Origin of the sequence: Marinomonas hwangdonensis, assembly GCF_003721245.1 — a bacterium.
Classification (GTDB): domain Bacteria; phylum Pseudomonadota; class Gammaproteobacteria; order Pseudomonadales; family Marinomonadaceae; genus Marinomonas; species Marinomonas hwangdonensis.
The window spans coordinates 15,682-38,875 of sequence record NZ_RIZG01000005.1 but is presented as its reverse complement, the minus strand read 5'-3'; the positions used below and the strand labels follow the sequence as shown (position 1 = coordinate 38,875).

19 protein-coding genes are annotated in these 23,194 nt (G+C 45.5%); 11 read left to right on the top strand and 8 right to left on the bottom strand.

What is annotated here, in order from left to right; all coding sequences use genetic code 11:
• The first annotated feature begins 37 nt into the window (after positions 1–37).
• The 4 genes from EBI00_RS09550 to EBI00_RS09535 all read left to right on the top strand — a co-directional run bounded on the left by EBI00_RS09550 (position 38) and on the right by EBI00_RS09535 (position 5,122).
• Entirely contained in the window at positions 38–1,243 is a 1,206-nt protein-coding gene (locus tag EBI00_RS09550; protein ID WP_123095713.1) for a UbiH/UbiF/VisC/COQ6 family ubiquinone biosynthesis hydroxylase, read from the top strand.
• A gap of 122 nt (positions 1,244–1,365) precedes the next feature.
• A complete protein-coding gene (locus tag EBI00_RS09545; protein ID WP_123095712.1) occupies positions 1,366–2,193 on the top strand; it encodes an HDOD domain-containing protein in 828 nt (275 codons plus the stop codon).
• A 240-nt stretch (positions 2,194–2,433) separates the two neighbouring features.
• Positions 2,434–4,035 carry an ABC transporter permease gene (locus tag EBI00_RS09540; protein ID WP_241557004.1) on the top strand — a complete coding sequence of 534 codons (1,602 nt, stop codon included), beginning with the start codon at positions 2,434–2,436 and terminating at the stop codon, positions 4,033–4,035.
• A gap of 16 nt (positions 4,036–4,051) precedes the next feature.
• The gene (locus EBI00_RS09535) at positions 4,052–5,122 is read left to right on the top strand and encodes an ABC transporter ATP-binding protein (protein WP_123095710.1); all 1,071 of its coding nucleotides are present in this window, start codon (positions 4,052–4,054) and stop codon (positions 5,120–5,122) included.
• Between the two features lie 85 nt (positions 5,123–5,207).
• On the opposite strand, the gene EBI00_RS09530 is transcribed toward EBI00_RS09535, so the two are convergent.
• Positions 5,208–6,074, bottom strand: a complete 867-nt coding sequence (locus EBI00_RS09530) for an HDOD domain-containing protein (protein ID WP_123095709.1) — start codon at positions 6,072–6,074, stop codon at positions 5,208–5,210.
• Positions 6,075–6,186: 112 nt separating this feature from the next.
• Here EBI00_RS09530 and EBI00_RS09525 point away from each other — a divergent pair, with 112 nt between their 5' ends.
• Entirely contained in the window at positions 6,187–7,383 is a 1,197-nt protein-coding gene (locus tag EBI00_RS09525; protein ID WP_123095708.1) for a class I SAM-dependent rRNA methyltransferase, read from the top strand.
• 83 nt (positions 7,384–7,466) lie between these two features.
• Here EBI00_RS09525 and EBI00_RS09520 read toward each other — a convergent pair whose 3' ends face one another.
• On the bottom strand, positions 7,467–8,123 hold the full coding sequence (locus EBI00_RS09520; protein ID WP_123095707.1) for a histidinol-phosphatase: 657 nt from the start codon (positions 8,121–8,123) through the stop codon (positions 7,467–7,469).
• A 145-nt stretch (positions 8,124–8,268) separates the two neighbouring features.
• Here EBI00_RS09520 and EBI00_RS09515 point away from each other — a divergent pair, with 145 nt between their 5' ends.
• The 3 genes from EBI00_RS09515 to lgt are packed head-to-tail and all read left to right on the top strand — an operon-like array spanning position 8,269 to position 11,953.
• On the top strand, positions 8,269–8,778 hold the full coding sequence (locus tag EBI00_RS09515) for an RNA pyrophosphohydrolase (protein WP_123095706.1): 510 nt from the start codon (positions 8,269–8,271) through the stop codon (positions 8,776–8,778).
• A gap of 23 nt (positions 8,779–8,801) precedes the next feature.
• Positions 8,802–11,090 carry a phosphoenolpyruvate--protein phosphotransferase gene (gene ptsP, locus EBI00_RS09510; RefSeq protein ID WP_123095705.1) on the top strand — a complete coding sequence of 763 codons (2,289 nt, stop codon included), beginning with the start codon at positions 8,802–8,804 and terminating at the stop codon, positions 11,088–11,090.
• Positions 11,091–11,116: 26 nt separating this feature from the next.
• Positions 11,117–11,953: a prolipoprotein diacylglyceryl transferase gene (gene lgt / locus EBI00_RS09505; protein WP_123095704.1), complete on the top strand. Its 837-nt coding sequence runs from the start codon at positions 11,117–11,119 to the stop codon at positions 11,951–11,953.
• A 68-nt stretch (positions 11,954–12,021) separates the two neighbouring features.
• On the opposite strand, the gene EBI00_RS09500 is transcribed toward lgt, so the two are convergent.
• On the bottom strand, positions 12,022–12,873 hold the full coding sequence (locus EBI00_RS09500; protein ID WP_123095703.1) for a thymidylate synthase: 852 nt from the start codon (positions 12,871–12,873) through the stop codon (positions 12,022–12,024).
• Positions 12,874–13,008: 135 nt separating this feature from the next.
• Between EBI00_RS09500 and folA the strand changes: the two genes are divergently transcribed.
• The gene (folA, locus tag EBI00_RS09495; RefSeq protein WP_123095702.1) at positions 13,009–13,518 is read left to right on the top strand and encodes a type 3 dihydrofolate reductase; all 510 of its coding nucleotides are present in this window, start codon (positions 13,009–13,011) and stop codon (positions 13,516–13,518) included.
• Positions 13,519–13,585: 67 nt separating this feature from the next.
• Here the strand turns inward: folA and EBI00_RS09490 are convergent, their stop codons facing one another.
• The 3 genes from EBI00_RS09490 to ilvD all read right to left on the bottom strand — a co-directional run bounded on the left by EBI00_RS09490 (position 13,586) and on the right by ilvD (position 17,603).
• A complete protein-coding gene (locus EBI00_RS09490; protein WP_123095701.1) occupies positions 13,586–14,809 on the bottom strand; it encodes a PAS domain-containing protein in 1,224 nt (407 codons plus the stop codon).
• A 28-nt stretch (positions 14,810–14,837) separates the two neighbouring features.
• Entirely contained in the window at positions 14,838–15,680 is an 843-nt protein-coding gene (locus EBI00_RS09485) for a 23S rRNA (adenine(2030)-N(6))-methyltransferase RlmJ (protein ID WP_123095700.1), read from the bottom strand.
• A gap of 78 nt (positions 15,681–15,758) precedes the next feature.
• On the bottom strand, positions 15,759–17,603 hold the full coding sequence (gene ilvD, locus EBI00_RS09480; RefSeq protein ID WP_123095699.1) for a dihydroxy-acid dehydratase: 1,845 nt from the start codon (positions 17,601–17,603) through the stop codon (positions 15,759–15,761).
• Positions 17,604–17,727: 124 nt separating this feature from the next.
• Between ilvD and EBI00_RS09475 the strand changes: the two genes are divergently transcribed.
• Positions 17,728–18,948 carry an EAL and HDOD domain-containing protein gene (locus EBI00_RS09475; RefSeq protein WP_123095698.1) on the top strand — a complete coding sequence of 407 codons (1,221 nt, stop codon included), beginning with the start codon at positions 17,728–17,730 and terminating at the stop codon, positions 18,946–18,948.
• A 553-nt stretch (positions 18,949–19,501) separates the two neighbouring features.
• Here the strand turns inward: EBI00_RS09475 and fdxA are convergent.
• Both fdxA and mutS read right to left on the bottom strand, forming a co-directional pair.
• Positions 19,502–19,825 carry a ferredoxin FdxA gene (fdxA, locus tag EBI00_RS09470; protein WP_123095697.1) on the bottom strand — a complete coding sequence of 108 codons (324 nt, stop codon included), beginning with the start codon at positions 19,823–19,825 and terminating at the stop codon, positions 19,502–19,504.
• 133 nt (positions 19,826–19,958) lie between these two features.
• Complete coding sequence (gene mutS, locus EBI00_RS09465) at positions 19,959–22,595, bottom strand: DNA mismatch repair protein MutS (protein ID WP_123095696.1); 2,637 nt, start codon at positions 22,593–22,595, stop codon at positions 19,959–19,961.
• Positions 22,596–22,674: 79 nt separating this feature from the next.
• Here mutS and EBI00_RS09460 point away from each other — a divergent pair, with 79 nt between their 5' ends.
• Entirely contained in the window at positions 22,675–23,160 is a 486-nt protein-coding gene (locus EBI00_RS09460) for a CinA family protein (protein ID WP_206612577.1), read from the top strand.
• The last annotated feature ends 34 nt before the right edge of the window (positions 23,161–23,194 follow it).

The window sequence follows — 23,194 nt, the reverse complement described above, 5'->3', positions numbered from 1 at the left end:
GTAGAGAACTATTCATAAGACAAACGGAGCAAGTGAAATGGCAAAATCGTATGATGTGATTATAGTCGGTGCCGGCATGGTCGGTGCTTTGTCTGCGATCTTGCTGGCTAAATCTTCGTTACGTATCGCCCTTGTGGACAAGCACCATGGCGATTATACCTTATCTGTGCCACCAGCCTACGATTCTCGGGTGAGTGCGATTTCCTCTCAGTCTAAAACGCTGCTCGAAGAGGCTGGTGTGTGGCAAGGCATTGCGACTGACCGTATTGCTTGTTATGACAATATGGTGGTGTGGGATGGTCTTGGGGACGGCTATATTGATTTTAGTGCCGGTGCTACGGCCATGCCTGAGCTGGGGCATTTGTTAGAAAATGCGGTCTTAAATGATCAACTCATACGACGAGCTCGGGAGACAAATCTTCTTGATCTTTATCTGGGGGACACCTTGGAATCTCATCATTTGAGCGAATCTGGTGTTCGAGTGGAATTGTCGTCAGGATACGCTTTAGACGCACAAGTGCTGATTGGCGCTGATGGTGCTATGTCGACGCTGCGTATCGAAAATGATTTTGAGACCATTGAATGGGACTACGGTCATCATGCTATTGTTGCGACCATAGAGATTGCCCAGCCTCACGGCAATACCGCGTGGCAAAGCTTTGGTGAAGAAGGTATTTTGGCGTTTCTGCCGATGCCATCAGTGAATCAGCGACACTTTGTGTCGATTGTGTGGTCTGTGCCTCCAAGTGAAGCTGCTTCCCTGATGGCATTAGACGAGGCGCTGTTTTGTCGTCGTTTACAGTATGCAATGAACTCGCGCTTTGATGTGTTAAGTGTGACCCAGCCGCGACAAGCGGTTCCCCTTCGACAACGTCACGCTAAGCAGTACGTGAAAGCGGGGTTGGCTTTGATTGGCGATGCCGCGCATACGATTCATCCGCTTGCGGGGCAGGGCGCTAACCTAGGTTTTTCAGACGCGAAAGTTTTGGTTGAGGTGCTTAGCAAGGCACATCGCCGAGGGGAATGCCTTGGAGCAAGTAACGTGCTTAGACGTTATCAACGCGCTCGCATGTTAGATAACATTGCGATGGCGGCCGGTATGGAGGCGTTTAAGCGTTTATTTTCCACCCAACAACCTGCACTTGTTCAGTTAAGAAACATGGGAATGAAGCAATTTCACCGCAGCACATCGTTAAAGAAAACCTTGATTGCACGAGCGGCAGGCTTGACGTCATTTTCGTAAAGATCGTATTCTCAACAATGGTGCGTTTACCGCTTTTAATGCTCAGCAAGCTTGTCTAAATAGGTTTCCTGCTGTCGTCATAGTGTGTTTAACGAATAAGAAAATGAAAAAGGCAACCAGGCATGCAAACCTCAGATCTTTTGAGACAAACCGATAAGCTTCCTAATGTCCCAGACATTGTTCGTGAATTGATTCAATTATTGAATGATCCGAATGCAAAATACGCTGATATTAGCGAGCGTGTGTCTCATGATCAAACCATTTCCCTGAAAGTGTTGAGGGTGGTTAACTCCGCGTATTTTGGTTTGTCGAGAAAGATATCCTCTATTGATGAGGCAACGGTGTTGCTTGGTATCGATAGGCTAAAAACACTGGTTATTGCTTCTGGCTTTTCAAATTCAGTAACGAAAGTGGAGGGGATTAATCTAAACGAGTTTTGGGCTGATTCTTTTCGAGTGGCTGAACTGGCGCACTGGTTTGCTAAGCGCACGCCGTTAGTCGAAACCGATGAGGCCTTCACGGCCGGTATTGTTCATAATATTGGTCGATTGTTGTTGCATCTTGCTGCCCCTGATATTGCGAAAGAAATTCAACTTCTAGTGGCGAATAGAAAAGCGGGTAGAGTAAAAGCAGAGCAAGACTTACTGGGCTTTACCTCACAGGAAGCGGGTCGTGCCTTGATGGATTTGTGGAAATTCCCCGCCAGCCTTGGTTATGCGGTGCAATACCATAAGCGCCCCTTTTCTGATGGCGATCCAGATCCACTGTCTTGTGTATTAAATTTAGCTTGTTACATCAATGCCTGCATTCGAACTGAGCGTGATTTGGATCTTGTGCGTGAAGGATTCCCAAGAGCCGTGTCTAAAGCCGCGGGCTTGTCTGACGGGATTGTTTACGAATTAGACGATGCTTTGGTAGTGAATGACGGTTTAAATCAGTTGATACATTGATTCTCCCGCGTTTTTTTTGATGACATTTCCGTGCATCATACAAGATTGAATGCGGTCAAATAAATGAGAATCGCTAGCATTAGCTACAGTGTTGTGCTAGTTTCTTCGGTCTTTTTACGAATCCTTGTGCAGAAGAGTGGTCTCTTCAATACAGGCTTTAAATACAGGTTTTGATGGTTAATGGCAGATGTGGTGCACTCAAGTTTAACGAGTCGGTCTAGGTGGAGTGGGTTAAAGATTATGGCCATTCTGGTAGCCGCTGTCTTAGCGCTTCCTATTTTGGTTGTTTTGATCAATGTTCTAATCAGTGACGGTGACGTATGGACGCACCTTTACCAAACCGTATTGGCTGAATACGTTTCTAATTCCTTGTTATTAATGCTGGGAGTGGGTGCTGGCGTGTTGTTAATTGGTGTACCTTGCGCTTGGTTCACCAGTATGTATGAATTCCCTGGTCGGACTTTCCTATCATGGGCGCTTTTGCTGCCTATGGCCTTTCCTGCGTATATTATTGCTTATACCTACACGGGTATTTTGGACTTTGCTGGTCCTGTACAAACCCTTATAAGGGAGCTGACAGGGTGGCGCTATGGCGAATATTGGTTCTTCGAAGTGCGCTCATTGGGCGGTGCTATGGTTATGTTGACCTTGGTGCTTTATCCCTACGTGTATTTGATGAGTCGAGCGGCTTTCCTAGAGCAATCTGAAAATATCATGGAAGTGAGTCGAACGTTAGGCTATTCCAGTCAAAGAGCCTTTTTTAAGTTGGCTCTTCCGCTTGCTCGTCCAGCCATAGTGACAGGATTGACATTGGCCTTGATGGAAACGCTGGCGGACTATGGCACAGTGCAATATTTTGGGGTCAGTACCTTTACCACTGGAATACTACGGACATTTTATGGTTTTGGCGACATTACTGCGGCGTCACAATTGGCGGGTGTGCTGTTGATGTTTGTTGCCGTGTTAATTCTGCTAGAGCGTTATTCCCGTCGTCGTATTCAATACCACTCATCAGGTTTGAAAAAAGCCAGTCATAGACGCGTAGTTCTGCGGGGTAAACAAGCGGTTATGGCGAGAGTCTTTTGTTTTTTGCCGATCGTGGTGGGTTTTTTTATTCCTGTCATCGTATTGGGTTATTGGGCTCTGTTTAAAGCCGAGGTGCCCGGTGCAAACTTTGTCGAATTGGCATGGAATTCCTTCTATTTGGCGGCGTTGGCGTCTCTGGTAGTTGTGTCTTTAGCCCTAGTTCTGAGCTATGCGATACGTTTGAATAACAGAGCAAGAAGTGTCCGTGTGTCGGTCGGTATAGCGGGATTAGGGTACGCTTTGCCAGGTACCATTATTGCGATTGGCGTGATTGTTCCTCTGGCGTGGCTAGACCACAGGATTATCAATTTTGTTCGCGATTATACCGGTCATAACCTTGGTTTGATTTTTTCAGGTACTTTGTTTGCGCTCTTGTTTGCTTACACGGTACGTTTTATGGCGGTGTCTCTTGGCGCTGTGCAAAATGGCCTTGGTAAGATTAAGCCAAGCATGGACATGGCAGGGCGCTCTCTAGGGCTGTCTCCTTACAAGGTATTAAGACAGATTCATCTTCCTTTACTGAAGGGGTCTGTGTTAACGGCGGTTTTAATTGTGTTTGTTGATGTGTTGAAAGAATTGCCAGCGACCTTTGTGTTACGCCCATTCAACTTTAATACGCTGGCGGTAAGAGCGTTCGAATTAGCCTCCGATGAGCGTTTAATAGACGCTGCGCCAGCTTCATTAATGATTGTGTTAGTGGGCTTGGTGCCGGTTATCTTGTTAAGCCGTTCGATTTCTTCTCGTGTTGGTCACTGATTTTTAGGATTTTTATATGACGTCGTTACCCCCTCAGACTTTGTTAAAAGAAATGCAGCTAGACAATGTGTCGGTGGGATACGATGGCATAAGCGTGGTAAAAAATGCGTCTTTTCAATTGCTAGAGGGGCAGATTGGGTGTTTATTGGGGCCAAGTGGTTGTGGTAAGTCCACTTTGCTACGGGCTATTGCCGGTTTTGAATCATTAATGACCGGTGAAATACGCATTGATGGCGAGGTGATTGCCAATCAGTCTCTTAGTGTGAATGCTGAACATCGTCAAATCGGTATGGTGTTTCAAGATATTGCCTTGTTTCCTCATCTGACTATTGCGCAAAACATTGCTTTTGGTTTGTCGGCATGGCCCAAAAAAGCCATGCATGAGCGTGTTACATATTTATTAGATCTGGTTGGCTTGGCAGGTTTTGAAGGGCGTTATCCTCACTCCTTGTCAGGGGGGCAGCAGCAGCGTGTTGCTCTGGCCCGTGCTATCGCACCTAAGCCTAAGTTGTTATTGATGGACGAGCCTTTCTCGGGATTGGACGCAAAGTTAAGGGAAGAGCTTGTGCCCGATATTCGGGCCATACTCAGACATGAAAAGATGAGCGCTTTGCTGGTGACTCACGATCAGATGGAAGCCTTTGCGATGGCAGATCAGGTCTCAGTGATGAGTGCGGGTGTGGTTCACCAAACGGGCTCTCCCTATCAAATTTACCATCGTCCTGAGACGCGTTTTGTGGCGAGTTTTATTGGTCATGGGGATTTTCTATCGGCGACTGTTTGTGGTCCTAACTGTGTGCATTCTGACTTAGGGAATATTCATGGGGAGCTAAATCATGGGTTCTCGGAGAACGCTAAGGTTGATCTTTTAGTGCGCCCTGACGATATACTGCACGATGATGACAGCGCATTTGTGGGTATTATTGTTAGCAAATGGTTTCGTGGTTCGCATTTTTTATATCGGGTGAAATTAGCATCTGGAAAAGTGGTGTATTGCTTTGCTTCTTCTCACCATAACCATGCGGTGGGACAAGAGATAGGCTTGAGCGTCCATCTGGATCATTTGGTGATGTTTTTACAAGAATAGTCTAGGGCTTGGCCTTTTTTTAAAGGCCTTACATTGCACGTCTTTATAACATCCTTGTTTGGCTGTGTGTCTGTTTGGTGTTGTCTTAAATTGTGCCTAAGCCTTGTTCGTGACAAACCTCTATAATCCCTTCAAAGTCATACTCACTGATTTCTAAATGGTCCAGTACATAGTGACCAATTTTTTGCCATTCATAATCTTCTTGTGCGTGCCCTAGGTGGCGGTAAACCGAAGCAATGTGCTCCGCCATTTTTAAAATAGAAACAAAGCTTAAACTGATCTTGTCGCCCGGCACACGATGGGAAAATAAGTAATCAACGCGATGGTGTTTCGCTATGACGGCACAGCAGCTTTTGGGTACACCCCAAGACTTTGCAAGGTAGTAGCCGACAACGGAGTGATTGGTTTTGAAGGCGTCGTTTTCCATATTGGTTAGGTTGAACTCGGGATCTTGGTAGCCTTTTTTCAGAACCAGATCATATTCTTTGAATCGCTTCATCATCAGAGGAATGCCTGCATTATGAAAAAGTCCCAAGGCGTAGCATTCATCTTTGTACTTAAATTTGAGTTGGTTCGCAATGCTGGAGCTGATAGCCGCGACATCAACCGCCGTATCCCAAAAGCCATGCAGAGATTGTATTGTGTCGTCTGATAGTTCACTTTTTACAGCCAGGCCATTGATTATATTGGTGATACTATTTGTTCCCAGTATCATTACGGCTTGTTGAATGGAGGTTATTTTTCTGGGTAAATTAAATGCAGCAGAATTCACCAGCTTTAATACCGCAGCAGACAGGCCTACGTCTTGTGAAATGATTTGCGATATACGTGCCATATCTGGATCAGGCATGGCTTGTTCCATGTGCAAATCCACCATAATTTGCGGTTGAGGTGGAATGCTGATGCCTTGCAAGATGCGTTTAAGTTGTTGTTCGTTCATTGATGATGACATAAGCAGACTTCTATAAATGTGAAGGCATGTAAGCATTACTACGTGTATTTCGTAGTAATTGATAATAGAGTCACTATAATAGCGTTTTTTTAAACATACTGGGTGAAAAATTTTGAGTGTTATTCGACTAAAAGGTCAAGCTGATCGCCGTCTAAGAGCTGGACATCAATGGATTTACAGCAATGAGGTGGACACCTCAGCGACGCCATTAAAGCAATTTACGCCAGGGGATCAGGTTGTTGTCGAAACAGCGCAAGGTAAACCGCTTGGTATTGCGACGATAAACCCGAATACTTTGATTTGCGGCCGTCTTATGAGCCGCAGTACGGACACCTTTCTCAATAAATCGACATTGGTTCATCGTTTAAAAATTGCCTTATCTTTACGCGAATTAACGTATTCTGCGCCATATTATCGTCTTGTGTTTGGTGATTCTGATGGTTTGTCTGGTTTAGTCGTGGATCGTTTTGCCGATATTCTGGTTGTGCAAATTTCCACCGCAGGCATGGAACGCGTGAAAAATGAGATAGTCGAAGCACTACAAGACGTGGTGAAACCATCGGCTATTTTGATGAAAAATGATGGCAAGATGCGTCAAATTGAAGGTCTTGATACCTACGTTGAAGAAGCGTTTGGTACGGTACCAGAATTGGTTTTCTTGCAAGAAAATGGTGTTTTGTTTCAAGCACCCGTTTGGGATGGCCAAAAAACGGGTTGGTTCTATGATCACCGTGAAAATCGCAAAACCATGCAAGGCTTTTGCGATGGCAAACGCGTGCTAGATGTTTTCTCCTACATTGGTGGCTGGGGTGTTCAAGCGGCGTCCGCAGGGGCGACCGACGTAACTTTCATTGATGCGTCTGAGAGTGCTTTGAGTCATGTTGATGAAAACCTGAAGTTGAATCAATACGAAGGTGCTTCTAATTTGATGCATGGTGACGCTTTTGAAGCCATGCAGTCTTTGATCGAAGATAAAGAGCGTTTTGATGTGGTTGTGATGGATCCGCCAGCCTTTATTGCTCGTCGTAAAGACATTAAAGCAGGCGAGGGGGCTTATCACCGAGCAAACCAGTTGGCGATGCGCTTGGTGGCTAAAGGGGGGGTCTTGGTGTCAGGCTCTTGTTCTATGCACTTAGAAACGGCCCGTTTACACGACATCGTTCGCAGCAATAGCCGCCAATTAGAGCGTTTTTCGCAATTAATATATCGTGGAACACAAGCACCCGATCATCCGGTTCACCCAGCGATTGAGGAAACGGAATATCTAAAAGCTTTGTTTTATCGCATTCACAATAATATGGGGCTATAAGCCTATTGTGTGAGTGAATTGAACGTAAAAAAGCGCTGTCAGATTTATTTCTGATAGCGCTTTTTTTTGGAGTGTCCAGTCGGCTAGTCTCTTAAAGATATGTGCTGCCAACCGCGTTCTTGGGCTATGTTTGTTAATATTTCATCGCCATCAACGACAATAGGATGAGCGACTAATTCTAACAGTGGTAGGTCATTGCGAGAGTCACTGTAAAAGTAGCTGCCTTCCATGGAGTGTCCTGTCTCAGCGAGCCAGTCATTTAGACGTGTGACCTTACCTTCCTGGAAACTCGGAATACCCGCGACCTTGCCTGTATATTGGTCGTTAACGATCTCAGGCACGGGGGCAATAATGTGATCCATGCCTAAGGCGTCGCCAATAGGCCCTGTCACGAACTGGTTGGTGGCGGTAATCATTAACAAAAAATGGCCTTGGTCTTTGTGATGCTTTAAGAGCTCACTGGCTTTTTTTTGCATCATGGGTTGGATCTTTTCCTGCATGAAGGTTTGGTGGAGCGCGGTCAGTTCGGCTTGGGAAAATTGGGTCAGTGGCGCCAAACTAAACGCGAGATATTCATAAATGTCTAAGGTGCCAGATTGATACTGTTTAAAGAACTTGTCGTTGGCTTCTTTATACACTTGCGTATCGACTAAACCTTTTTCAACCAGAAATTGTCCCCAAGTGTAATCACTGTCACCGTTTAATAAGGTGCCGTCTAAGTCAAATATTGCGAGTGTCACAGTTTCCCCTCAATTCTTTTAAAATCTTCTAAAGTACGCAAAGTATAGCCTTGCAGATAATAAATAACAGCAGTCTTAATTGTGCGAATAGGGGAATTGTGGAACAATGAATCTAATTTATTCTTATATTAGAAGGTGATGGCTCGTGATTGATGCAGACGGATACAGGCCGAATGTGGGCATCATTTTGATGAACGAGCGCGGCCAGTTACTTTGGGCGAGACGAGTTGGGCAAAATGCTTGGCAGTTTCCACAAGGCGGTATTAAACCCGATGAGACCCCTGAAGACGCTTTATACCGTGAGCTCAAAGAAGAAGTCGGCTTAGACCCTCATCATGTGGAAATCATCGGCAAGACTCGAGGTTGGCTGCGTTATCGTCTACCTAAGCGCATGCTAAGACACAATAGTAAACCTTTATGCATTGGGCAAAAGCAGAAGTGGTTTTTGCTATCGATTCGCTGTCCTGACGCGTCTGTGTGTGTTGACGGCACCGAAACACCTGAGTTTGATGGCTGGCGCTGGGTGAGTTATTGGTACCCATTGGGTCAGGTTGTGGCGTTTAAGAAAGACGTTTATCGGCGAGCATTGAAAGAACTTATCCCCAATGCACATCGCCGTTTAGAAAAAAATGGCAAACACAAAAATTTAACCTAGATAGAAAGAGCGACAGGAAAGCCATGCTAAATTTGCTCAGACGCATTACACAAGAAGTGACAGCGGCCCAATCTTTGCCTGCTGCGTTGGATATTATTGTCCGGCGCGTCAGACGAGCAATGCGGGCAGAGGTGTGTTCTATCTATCTAGTGGATACCACAACAACGGATTATGTCTTAATGGCCACTCGCGGTTTAAATGCAGACATGGCCGGTACAGTGAGTTTAAAAGCCGATGAAGGCCTAGTCAGTTTAGTAGGTCGAAGAGCGGAACCTGTTAACCTAGATGACGCTCATATACACCCATCATTTCATTACCTAAAGGGCACAGGTGAGGAGCGTTACCGTTCTTTCCTAGGTGTTCCCATTATCCACCATCGTCAAGTGTTGGGCGTGTTGGTTGTACAGCATGAAGATAAACGTCGTTTTGATGAAGGTGAAGAAGCTTTTCTTATTACTCTGTCGGCGCAATTGGCGGGAGTCATTGCGCATGCTGAAGCCACGGGTGCTATTACTCAGTTAAATGCGAACACAGCACCGAACGGATCCGACTTTCGTTATAAGGGGGTACCGGGTAGCTCCGGTGTCGCCATTGGGCGTGGTGTGGTGGTGTTTCCACCAGCGGATCTTGATGTCATTCCCGATCGTTATACAGAAGACTTTGATCAAGAGATTGTAGACTTTTATCAGGCGCTTGATGCGGTACGCTACGATATTCGTCGTGCCAGTAATCGAATCAGTCAGCATCTGTCTCAAGATGAAAAAGCCCTATTCGATGTGTATCTGAAAATTCTGGACGATAATTCCATTGCGGGGGAAATCGTTCGAAAAATCAAAGAAGGTAACTGGGCGCAAGGGGCGTTAAGGCAAGTCATTCAGGCTCATATTAGCCAATTCAATCGTATGGATGATCCTTACTTGCGTGAGCGTGCGTCGGACCTTAGGGATCTTGGGCGTCGTATTTTGTCTCACTTACAAGAAAAAGCGCCTAATATCGCCGAACGTTTCAGCGAACCCTCTATTATTATCGGTGAAGAGCTAACCGCCTCTATGCTCGGCGAAATTCCCATTGATAAGATAAAAGGACTCGTATCGGTAATGGGATCAAGCAACTCCCATGTGGCGATTTTAGCGAGGGCCATGGGCATACCTACCGTGATGGGCGCCTTGGATTTTCCTTACGCGCAGTTGGATAAAGTTAATCTGATTGTTGATGGTTATCTTGGGAAAATTTATACCTATCCTTCTGATGCCTTGATTGAGAATTATCAGCAAATTGTTGATGAAGAGCGTTTGCTGGAAGAAGAGTACGAAACGCTTAAAGATTTACCCTGTGAAACACTAGACCATCATCGTTTGTCTTTGTTTGTTAATACTGGTTTGTCTGCAGATATTGCGCGTTCTTTAGACCGCGGAGCAGAAGGTATTGGCCTATACCGTACGGAAGTGCCCTTCATGGTAAGGGACCGTTTTCCAACCGAGGCGGAGCAGGTTGGCATTTATCGCCAACAACTAGAGGGTTTTGCCCCCGCACCTGTGACAGTGCGCACCTTAGACATAGGCGGAGATAAGGCGTTGCCGTATTTCCCTATTAACGAAGCAAACCCTTTTTTAGGATGGCGTGGTATTCGGGTCACATTGGACCATTTGGAAATATTTATGGCACAAATTCGTGCCATGATAAAAGCCAGTGCGGATCTGCATAACCTTAGAATTATGTTACCTATGATCTCAAATGTGGCCGAAGTAGAGGAGGCGCTCGCGCTTATCCGCCGTGGTTACGCAGAAATAAAAGAGGAAGGTTACAACGTCATCATGCCACAAGTGGGTGTCATGATAGAGATACCAGCAGCCGTGTATCAGGTTAAGGAACTGGCTGAATTGGTAGACTTCTTATCAGTGGGCAGCAATGACCTCACTCAGTACTTGTTGGCCGTAGATCGAAATAATCCCCGCGTAGCCGATTTGTACAATTCTTTTCACCCTTCTGTGCTGCGAGCATTAAACAGTATTGTTGATCAAGTGAAAGACGAAGGTGTCGGCTTAAGTGTCTGTGGTGAAATGGCTGGGGATCCAATGGGGGCTATCTTGCTCATGGCTATGGGATACGATGTTTTGTCTATGAGTTCCACCAGCTTACCAAAAGTAAAGGCCGTCATTCGTAATATCACCTTGGAGCAGGCTCAGCATATGCTCAGTGAAGTGATGATGTTGTCTCACGCGGAAGCCGTAACCCAAACTATGACGCGACTCATGCGTGAAGCCAATATTGAGCGATTAATTCGACCATCCAAAACCAGTAATGTGGCATAAATCGGCCAGAGGCGTTTTACTAAGTTATGATTTCTTACCCAAATATTGATCCGGTCGCCATTTCTATAGGCCCTCTTGCCGTGCATTGGTACGGTATTATGTATCTCATCGGTTTTGCTGCTGCCTATGCTCTTGGCATGTATCGAGCGAAGCACTCAAACGGACTTTGGACACCAGAAATGGTGAGTGATGCGATTTTTTATGGTGCTTTAGGGGTCATACTAGGCGGTCGAATTGGTTATAGCGTGTTTTATCAATTTCCTACCTTATTGGCTGACCCGCTAAGTATTCTGCGAATTTGGGAAGGAGGAATGTCTTTTCACGGCGGTCTTTTAGGCGTCATTGTCGCCATGTTCTTTTTTGCTCGACGTTACAAAAAGCACCTTGTTGATGTTACGGACTTTCTAGCCCCTTTTGTGCCCATTGGTTTAGGTGCGGGACGGCTCGGGAATTTTATTGGCGGCGAACTCTGGGGTAAGCCAACGGATGTGTCTTGGGCGATGGTTTTTCCGAATGATCCTTCGCAGCTTGCTCGTCATCCTTCTCAGCTATATCAATTCGCTTTAGAAGGCGTGGTACTGTTTGGTGTTTTGTGGTTTTTTTCGCAAAAGGCCAAACCTCGCTACTGTATCTCCGGCCTGTTTTTACTTTGTTATGGTCTGTTCAGAATTTTAGTGGAATTTGTCCGCGAGCCCGATGCTCAGATTGGTTATCTTGCTTTTGGTTGGGTAACACAAGGGCAGATGCTGTCGCTTCCTATGGTATTGGTCGGTGTGGGCTTAATGGTGGCAGGGTTTAAGCTGAAGACGTTTCCCGAAAAAGAACCTCTAAAAAACCTCAAAAAAAGTCAGTCTAAACGTTAGCACCTAAACGATAAGCCGGTACGGATTTAAAAACACCAACCAGCCCTATGTCTGGTTGGTGTTTTTGTTTAAACAGAAAAAGGATAAGCGATGGCATCGTGGAATTGATAACCTTCTACCTCAAAGTCATCCATGGTAACCCAGGTCTCTATGTCTTTGAGAGACTTGATCTCTGGGTTGATTTTTAATGTTGGTAGTGGATAAGGTTCGCGTTTTAATTGTACATCACGCATCAGTTCTAGCTGGTCTTCATAGATGTGAGCGTTTACTATTTTGTGAAAGGCTTTGCCTGGTTTTTTGCCTGTGATTTGCGCAATGAGAGCAAGTAAAACATACACTTGAACCATGTTGAAGTTTAGACCAAGTGGCACATCGCAGCTGCGTTGGGTGCTGTTTAAATGCAGTGTATCGCCAAGTAAAGAGAAGTGATGGCTGTACATGCAAGGACGAAGACACGCCATGTGAAACGCGCCTGGGTGATAAAATGTGAGTATTTCTCCCCGGTTATCCACACCACGACTAAGATCGTCAATGATTTGCTGCAACAGGTCGATATGACCACCATCTGGTTTCGGAAAGTGTCGGCCTATGGCGCCATAGCAAAGTCCCATGTCATCTTCGCCTTTGCGATAGGGGTTGTTCAACCACACCTCGTTTTGATTAGCGTTGGCGTCCCACGTTTTCGTGCCCAACGCACGAAAATCCGCCGCGTTGTCGTAGCCTCTCAAATAACCGATGATTTCCGCAATCGCAGATTTCCAATAACTTTTTCGAGTCGTGACGAGAGGAAACTCACCCTTGCTCACGTCATAGGTTAGGTCAGCATTGATAACGGTTAGGCAGCGTTTGCCAGTGCGTTCATTTTTAACCCATTCGCCTTCATTGACGATACGGTGGCAAAGATCTAGATACTGTTTCATGAAAGAGCCTTGTTTGTTAAGCCATGACGAACACGATTAAATGCGTATAATAAAAACCCTTGATTATATCAGAAGCCTTTGCTCTTGGATTTTGTTTGAGTAAAGAAGAGCCCAAATTTTTACGTAGGTTATCTTATGTTGTCACTTATTGTCGCCATGTCTACCAACCGAACGATTGGTATTAATAATGCCTTGCCTTGGCATTTGCCGAATGATCTTAAATACTTCAAACAAGCGACCATGGGCAAGCCCATTGTCATGGGGCGTAAAACCTTTGAATCGATTGGTAAGCCACTACCAGGTCGTCGCAATATTGTCATCAGCCGAGATCCCACTTATCAAGCAGAGGGCATTGATGTGGTGAATACGCTGGAAGACGCTATTTCTCTGGGTGAAGATATTTGCTTGGTGAATGGGCAGGACGAAGTGATGGTGATCGGTGGGGCACAAATTTATCAACTGGCACTTGAACGGGCAGATCGTTTGTACATTACTCACGTTGATGCCGAAGTACAAGGCGATGCCTTCTTCCCAGAAGTAGATTGGCCGTCGTTTACTTTAATAGGGGAGGAAGCATTTGACGCGGAAGGACCCAATCCTTACGACTACCGTTTTTCTGTTTACCAAAGAACCAGTGCGGCATAATTTCCGGTTAGGAATGCACCCCATACTGTGCCGTATAGGGTGCATTAAGCCTTCAGGGTGATTTGGCCTAGTTCACGGATATTTGTTTGTTTTTTTCTTGGCCATTTTCTACTGCTTGGTTAGCGCTCAGGGCAAGCTCTTCAATGGTTTCACCGTCTTCTGGGAAGACGGCAATGCCAATACAAAAATCCATCGGGTCTGAATTACCCTCTAACAGAGTGGTTTTTTCATCTTCTTTAGGATGAATGATGTGGTTCAGCAGCGTTTTAGCGTCTTTCACGCTGGTGTTAGGCAGTAACAGTAATAATTTATCAGGTTCGACCCGGGCCAATACGTCCGCTTCGCGAATTTTTTTGTAGATATAACGAGCGGACGTCTGAATAGCAATATTGCGTGCTTCCATAGGAAGGGTATTTAAACGGTTTTGTGCATCTAGGTGGATTTTTGCCATAGTCAATGGTGTGTATTGACGTTTGGCTAACCCCAGTTGTTTTTTGAAATGAGTGATCGCGGCCCCTCTTGTGAGCAGCCCTGTTAGCTCGTCAAAAGTGGCTTGATTGCGCAAATGTTCTTCTAGCGCTTTTTGATGGCTAATGTCGACGACAAAGCCGACGATCTTTTTCACCTTGCCGTTGGCATCTTTCGAGTAGGTTTTTCCGTGCTCTTTTACCCACAAGTAACTTTGATCACTTCTTAAAATGCGATATTCCACTTCGTAGTGTTCTTGGTTGTGAGTAACGTGTTCGTCGACTAAACGGGCGAGTCTTTTGACATCGTCTGGGTGAACAATCTTATGCCATTCTTCCGTTGAATGCGGTGTTTTTTCAAGAGAGCAGTGCAGTAAGCTGGCAATCGATTTAGAGCAAGAGACCAGATCGGACTCGACTTCCCATATCCACAGTCCAGCGGATGACTCAGTTAATGCAAACTTGAGTAGGGTATTCTCAGCCGCAGCGAGATCCATATGATCCGTATTATAAACACAGGCTAATACTGAATCTCCCATAGCCTGCATCTCAAGTTGCATATTGATGAGTTTATCGCCCACACGGATGAGACTTTCACAGCGGTTGATATGGCCATTTTGAATCTGCTCATTGAGGCTCGCCCAATCTTTCAATGAAACGGCGTCTTCGCAAAGCGTGTCCCAAGTGTCTGCTGGCGTAGCATTAAAGTTTTCAAACAAAACTTCAAAGTTTCGGTTGTAAGCCAGTAGTTTCCCCGTGTGGCTTTCAATAATAAACGCTGGGGTTGGCATATATTTAAACGCTAACTCAAATGGGGGACTCATGGGCACGCTCCTTTTAGGCTATTGATGGTTATTCAGGGGTGATCCAAGTGACCTGATGGCTCGCCTGAGTATCTTCTGCCAGTATATTGCTTAAAATAGGTAAAAACTCCCCGGCTTCTTTTTCTAGAGTCCAAGGTGGATTAACGACAATCATACCGCTTCCGGCCATGCCGCGCTCTTTTTCTGTGTCTCTAATGCAAAGTTCGAGCAATAAAATATTGCGAATACGTGTTGCCTTGATCGCTTTTAAAAACTCATTGGCCTGTTGACGGTTTAATACTGGGTACCATATTGCATAGGTTCCTTGAGGGAAACGCTGATGACCATCTTTTAACGCTTGAACGACGTGTTGATAGTCTTTTTTAACTTCATAGGGGGGATCCATCAAAACAAAGCCGCGTTTTTGAGGTGGTGGCAACATGGCTTTTACGGCTGCAAAGCCGTCTTCTTTTACGACATTGGCTTTGCGTTTATTAGGGAAAAGGGCGGCCAGCGTCGGATAGTCGTTAGGATGTAATTCACAAAGATGAAGTTTATCTTTTTGACGAACGTAGTAGTCTACGATTTTAGGGCTGCCGGGGTAAAAATCCAGTGTATCTGTTGGGTTCGTGTCACGAACAATATCAAGAAGCGCTTCAATGGGTTCAGGTAGGCGTTTAGCGTCAAGCAACTTGGCAATGCCTGAATGGTACTCTTTGTTTTTTTGCGCTTGTTCTGACTTCAGAGAATACTGACCAATGCCAGCGTGTGTGTCTAAGTAAAAGAAAGGGGCGTCTTTTTTAATAAAATGACGACATATTTGACTGACGGTCAAATGTTTTAATATATCAGCGTGGTTGCCTGCATGATAGATATGACGATAGCTGAGCATTAAGTGAGTTATCCTGTGATGAATGAAAAAAGGCCGCTCGGCTTGTCTTTAGCGAAGCGGCCTTGATGTTGTTAGAAATTATTCGATTTGGCTAATGTCGCGCACAGCCCCTTTGTCTGCACTGGTTGCAAAGTGAGCATACACTTTTAATGCAGGGGACACTTTGCGTGGTCGTTCTTCGACAGGCTTCCAAGCGTCTGTGCCTTTTGCATTCATTGCATCACGACGTGTTTGTAACTCTTCATCGCTAAGCAAAACATTAATCGTGCGATTTGGGATATCGATCAATATACGGTCGCCATTTTCAACCAAGCCGATTGCGCCACCAGCAGCCGCTTCAGGTGAAACGTGGCCGATAGACAGGCCGGATGTACCACCAGAGAAACGACCGTCAGTTAATAGTGCGCAGGCTTTTCCTAACCCTTTAGACTTAATGTAAGACGTTGGGTACAGCATCTCTTGCATGCCTGGGCCGCCTTTAGGACCTTCGTATCGAACGATAACGATGTCACCCGCTACGACTTTATCGTCAAGAATGTTTTTCACTGCTTCATCTTGAGACTCCGTTACATGGGCACGACCTTCAAAAACAAGAATTGATTCGTCTACACCGGCACTTTTTACTACACAACCATCAACAGCGATGTTGCCATAAAGTACAGCTAAGCCACCTTCAAGGGAGAAAGCGTTTTCGATAGAGCGAATACAACCTTCTGCACGATCGCCATCCAGAGAAGGCCAGCGAGTAGATTGGCTGAATGCAGTTTGCGTAGGGATGCCAGCAGGACCTGCTTTATAAAACTCGATGATCTCGGGCGTTGGTGAACGCATAATATCCCAAGTCTCTAATGCTTCGAGCATGGTTTTCGAATGCACTGTGTGGCACTGGTTGTGTAAAATACCGGCCCGATCCAGTTCGCCTAGTAAACCAAATATACCACCGGCACGGTGCACATCTTCAACGTGGTATTTCGGTGAGTTTGGCGCAACCTTACAAAGCTGAGGCACCTTACGAGACAAACGATCGATGTCTTCCATTGTGAATTTAACGCCAGCTTCAAGGGCAATCGCCAATAAATGCAAGATGGTGTTGGTAGAGCCTCCCATGGCAATGTCCAACGTCATGGCATTTTCAAAGGCTTCGAAGCTGGCAATAGAGCGCGGAGCCCAGTTTGCTTCATCATTTTCGTAGAAACGTTTAGTGATGTCGACAATGCGACGCCCCGCTTCTAAAAACAAACGACGACGGTCTGAGTGAGTGGCTAGAGTCGTGCCGTTACCTGGTAAGCTTAGGCCAAGCGCTTCAGTCAGGCAGTTCATTGAGTTCGCGGTAAACATGCCAGAACAAGAGCCACAAGTTGGGCACGCTGAACGCTCGTATTCGGCTACTTTTTCGTCGGATGCGGTTGGGTCTGCAGCGATAACCATGGCATCGACAAGGTCAAGTTTGTTCTCGGACAATTTAGTTTTGCCCGCCTCCATTGGACCGCCAGACACAAAAATAACAGGTATGTTTAGGCGCATAGCTGCCATGAGCATCCCAGGTGTGATTTTGTCACAGTTGGAGATACACACCATAGCATCAGCGCAATGGGCGTTAACCATGTATTCAACAGAATCTGCGATCAGATCACGAGAGGGAAGACTGTAAAGCATACCGTCATGACCCATGGCGATACCGTCGTCGACAGCGATAGTGTTAAATTCTTTCGCTACACCGCCAGCGGCTTCGATCTCACGAGCGACCAGCTGGCCCATGTCTTTAAGATGTACATGACCCGGTACAAATTGAGTGAAAGAGTTGACCACGGCTATGATTGGCTTTTGAAAATCATCGTCAGTCATTCCAGTGGCACGCCACAGAGCGCGAGCTCCGGCCATATTGCGGCCTGATGTTGTCGTTTTGGAGCGATATATTGGCATTATTTTCCCCACAGTATTTTGCATTTATAGTACCGGCCATGTTATCAAGATTATTGTCTGTGCCCAATGTCAATCTTTAGGTATTGTAGTAAATCAAGTCTCCTGTTTTTGAAATGGATTCGTTATGACAAAAAAAGCGTCTTTAGCACACGCCAATATTGCGGTGGCAAGGCAGCCAATCATCAATAGTCGTTTAGCGGTTATGGGCTACGAACTTCTTTATCGTAGTAGCGCGGCGGCAAATCAGGCTGATGTATTTGATCCTGTTGGAGCAACGTCACAAGTGATTGCTGCCAGTCTCTTTGAGCTTGGCATGGATAACTTAGTCGGTACTAACAAAGCCTTTATTAATTTTCCTCGAGAATACCTACTGAGTCCAAGCGGCGTTCCTATTAATAACGAGAACATCGTTATCGAAGTGTTAGAGAACGCGGGTTTTGATGCAGCTTTGCTTGCTTCTTTACGACGCCTCGTTAAGCTAGGCTGTACGATCGCTCTCGATGATTTTGTATTTGACAGTAAGCTGATTCCTTTTGTGGAGTTGGCCACCTATATCAAGCTTGACATCCTTGCTCTTGGGCATGAGGGGTTTCATAAGCAAGTAGAGGCACTAAAAGGATTCGATACCATCATCATTGCTGAAAAGGTGGAAACCTGGGAAGACTATCAGTTCTGTCGGCTTTTAGGGGTGGACTATTATCAAGGCTACTTTTTTGAGCGGCCAGAAGTGATGTCGAGTAAATCCTCCAAGGTAAACAGCATGACCTTGTTACAACTTATGTCATCTCTGCTGAACACCTCATCGATCAGTGTAGACAGACTAGAGCAGATTGTCAGTCAAGATGCCGGTCTGGTGCATAAACTGCTTCGTTATCTCAATTCACCGTTAACAGGCTTGGTGGCTTCGGTCGATTCAGTACGCTTAGCCATTATACTGATTGGTGTAGAGAAACTAAAATGGCTGACCAATCTATTGCTCATGTCGGAAATGGTGGGTGACAGACATGTGTTGCTGGAGCAGATCATGGTGCGCGCTAAACACACTGAGTTGCTTGCGGTGCATCGTGGTTACGATAATCAAGAAAAGTACTTCTTAGCCGGCATGCTGTCTATGATCGATGTCTGTACCGGCATGCGGTTAGATGATGTCTTGGCTGAGTTACCGCTGCCGAGTGAATACATTAATGCCATTGTTCATCGTACGGGTCGGGTAGGTAATGCACTTGATTTGGTAGAGCATTATGGCAACGGCCATACGATTAGCAGTCAGCAAGATTTAGAAGACCTCAAAAAGACCTATTTGGACGCGATCAAATGGGCGGATGAGTTTTTATTGGCCGTATAAGGTTTTAAGAAGACTCGGGTCTAGGTTGGATTTCTATTTGGGTGGTTTTCCTTGTAATCCAATTCTTACAAGTCTGTCAGACTTTTCCGTTTGTTATGTGCTCAAATGTCTGATTAGGTCGGTTTTGTTTTTATGATATTGATTTATATGGTTTTTATGGTTTTATTTCTTTTTTCTAGAAATTTGACTACGTCCTGAAAGCTGTTAAATTAATAAACATCCAAACCAAGTTCATGGATGACAGCACATGATGTGCAACGTTAAATGCTAAGGATAGTGTTTAGGATCGAATTAGGATGTTCGCAAGCGAAGGATAGCTTATATGGATGTCGTGGTTAGACGGATTGCACCATGTGTGGGATAGTTTGGATACTTAAGGATGAGACAAACAGTGATGTTCTACTCACCGGAAGAGTTGCTTAACAGGATGTGAGCAAAAAGTAGGGTGGCCATAGCCACCCTTTTTTTTGTTTAAAAATTCAGTATATGTGCTGTTTTTTTTAGACATAAAAAAAGCGACATAGGGTCGCTTTTTTACTTTTCTATCCCGCTATTAACGCTCTAAGTGTTCTAGCTTGTCTTCAACTCCGTCCCACTGGGTGGCGTCCGCAAGGGCCTCTTTCTTTTCAGTAATATTTGGCCATATCAATGACAAGTCTCTGTTTAACTCAACAAACACTTCCTGGTCTTCGGGTAATTCATCCTCAGAGAAAATGGCGTTGGCTGGACATTCTGGTTCGCACAAAGCGCAGTCGATACACTCGTCAGGATTGATGGCTAAAAAGTTTGGACCTTCGTAGAAACAGTCAACAGGACAAACTTCAACGCAGTCTGTGTATTTACAACGAATGCAGTTATCGGTAACGATGAAAGCCATTCGACTTCTCCTTACAAGCTATAAAAAGTGATTGCGCGTATTTTAGAGGTATAGACTATTTCGCGGCAAGCAACAATCGTAAATAGTCTACATTTATCTGCTATTAGCTTATGCCGACAGCAACATATACTCATTACAGTTGGGATTTTAGTTTATAGAGCATATTCATCGCCTCTAGTGGTGTCATATTGTCTAAATCGAGCGCTTCTATCTCGTGCTTGAGGGCATTTTGCTCTGCTTGAAGAAAGAGATCCGCTTGTTGAGGTGGATAAACGCCGAGTTTTTCTTCTACCGAGCTTTTTTTTGTTTTGCTTTTAACGTCAGTGTGCGTGTGTGGGCTCTTGATTTCAATGCCTGTTATGACCTCCAGTTCTTTAAGCTTGTGCTTCGCATGTCCAATCACTTCTCTAGGTACGCCAGCTAATTGTGCCACTTGCAGTCCATAGGACTGACTCGCTGGTCCTTCATGTACCTTGTGTAAGAAAACGATTTCATCTTCGTATTCGGTGGCCGTTAAATGAACGTTGGCGGCGTTTTCTAACTGATCTGCTAAGGTAGTGAGTTCAAAGTAATGGGTAGCAAATAGGACATAGCACTTCAGTTCTTTAGCGAGGTAATCTACTGCCGCCCAAGCAAGGGAGAGGCCATCAAAGGTGCTGGTACCACGTCCTACTTCGTCCATTAGAACCAAGCTGTTTTGGCTGGCATTGTTTAAAATGTTAGCCGTTTCTGTCATTTCAACCATGAAAGTAGATCGACCACCTGCAAGGTCGTCTGATGAACCCATTCGAGTAAAGATTCGATCAACCACGGAGATGGAAGCGGATTGCGCTGGCACAAAGCAGCCGGTATGCGCCAATAAGGTGATCAGAGCGATTTGGCGCATGTAAGTCGATTTACCACCCATGTTAGGTCCGGTGATCATCAATAAGGAACGTTTGCTATTAAGATCAAGATCGTTGGGTACAAAAGGTTCCGATATCACCGACTCCACAACAGGATGTCGGCCGCCGATGATCTGGATGCCGTCACCATGGTGCAGTTTTGGGCAATTAAGATTGAGGGCGGCCGCTCGCTCAGCAAAATTATGTAAAACGTCCAGTTGTGCAAGAGCTTGGCTGGTGGTCTGTAATTCGCTAAGAACCTGGTTAAGTTGATCTAACAAGGATTCATAGAGTTCTTTTTCTCTTGCTAACGATTTGGATTTTGCGCTTAAGGCTTTGTCTTCAAAAGCTTTTAGTTCTGGAGTGATAAAGCGTTCAGCGTTTTTCAGTGTTTGGCGGCGAATGTATTCAACAGGCGCTTGGTCTGAATGCAGTCGACTGATCTCAATGTAATATCCATGAACACGGTTGAATCCCACTTTAAGAGAACTAATGCCTGTGCGTGCTTTCTCGCTGCGCTCCATTTCCGCCAAAAAGTCTGTTGCGTTGGTGGATAAGGCTAACAGTTCGTCTAGCGCTTCATCATAACCTTTAGCAAAAATGCCGCCGTCTCGTACTACAGAGGGAGGATTTTCAACAAGGGCTTTCGTCAGTGTGTCTGTGATGTCGGGCTGAGCTACAATACGTTGATTAAGATTGCTAAGGCGCTCTTCTTTGGCCTTAGCCAATAACGCATTAATTTCGGGAACGGCTTCTAGGGCGAATCTTAGACGTTGTAGGTCTCTAGGACGAGCGGAGCGTAACGCTACTCGTGATAAAATGCGTTCTAAATCCCCGACTTTTTTTAGCGGATTTCTGAGGGGCTCATAAGCCTGCACCTGTTGCAACTCGGTGACAGCTTGTTGGCGTGCTTGAATTTCATTTAAGTCACGAACAGGTGTGTGTAGCCAGCGTTTTAGTAAACGACTTCCCATAGGGGATGCGCATTGGTCTAGCACTTCCACTAAGGTGTTGGTGGTGCCACCGGTCAGGTTAATGTCGATTTCTAAGTTGCGGCGAGTGGCGCCATCGATCAAGACTGAATCGTTTCTGTGCTCAACCGTGATGGCTTGAATATGCGGCAAAGCGGAACGTTGGGTGTCTTTCGCGTACTGAAGCAATGCACCAGCAGAAGCGATCGCTGCGGTGAGGGCTTCACAGCCGAATCCAGACAGATCTTTGGTATTAAACTGCTGAATGAGTTGGCGGTAACTGGAGTCATAGTCGAAATGCCATGGGCCCAGTTCGCAGATGCCTTTTTCCAATTTTAATGTGCTTCTGGCTGGAAAGTCTTCTGAAATCAAGATTTCTCTTGGTGACAGGCGCTGTAGTTCACTGGAAAGGGCTTCGTGGCCATCTATTTCAAAGAGGCAAAAGCGGCCACTGGCCATGTCCAAATAAGAGAAACCAAACACGTCAAGGCCTTTGCGTGATTGATGGGCTAAAGACAACAAAAGGTTTTCGCGTTTTTCCTCAAGGAAGGCTTCATCACTGATAGTGCCTGGTGTCACAATGCGAGCGATTTGGCGTTCAACCGGCCCTTTGCTGGTGGCTGGATCACCGGTTTGCTCTGCTATAACGACAGATTCTCCCATTCTCACTAAACGCGCAATGTAGTTTTCTGCTGCGTGAAAGGGAATGCCAGCCATAGGAATAGGCATACCACCAGAATGTCCGCGCGCGGTTAGGGTGATATCAAGTAATTGAGCAGCACGTTTTGCGTCATCGTAAAAGAGTTCATAAAAGTCTCCCATACGATAAAATAGTAGTTGATTTGGATGCTGAGACTTAAGGCCAAAATATTGGCGCATCATAGGCGTGTGATTATCTGCTGGTGTATTGCTCATGTAGGCTAGCTCGATTGTGATCCAAAAATTAGAGGGGTATTCTACGGGATATCTATCAGGTATTTAAAGGATAATGACAATGAATCCAAAGTATACATTGACCGATTTGGCGCAAGAAGTGGGCAACATATTACAGGCCAAAGGATACTTATTGGTGACGGCGGAGTCTTGCACTGGTGGACTTATTGGTGCGGTTTGTACAGAGGTTGCAGGCAGCTCGGCTTGGTTCTATGGAGGTGTCATCAGTTATGCTAATGACGCAAAAATACAAGGGCTTGCCGTGCAGGCAGAAACACTGTCAGATTTTGGTGCTGTGTCTGAACAAACGGTCAGAGAAATGTGCTCAGGCGCTTTGCAGTTGGGTGGTGATATTGCGGTTGCGGTATGCGGTGTGGCGGGCCCAGCGGGTGGTTCGGCCGAAAAACCAGTGGGTTGTGTCTACATAGGTTGGCAGTTGCGTGGTGAGCCAGCAAAAGTGGTACGCCATCAGTTCCCCGGCGATCGCAGCCAGGTTCGTGAAATGACTGTTTTAGCTGCTTTGCAAGGGATAAAAACGCTGTTTTAAATCACCAAACTAAATACTGTTTTTATATACAGTA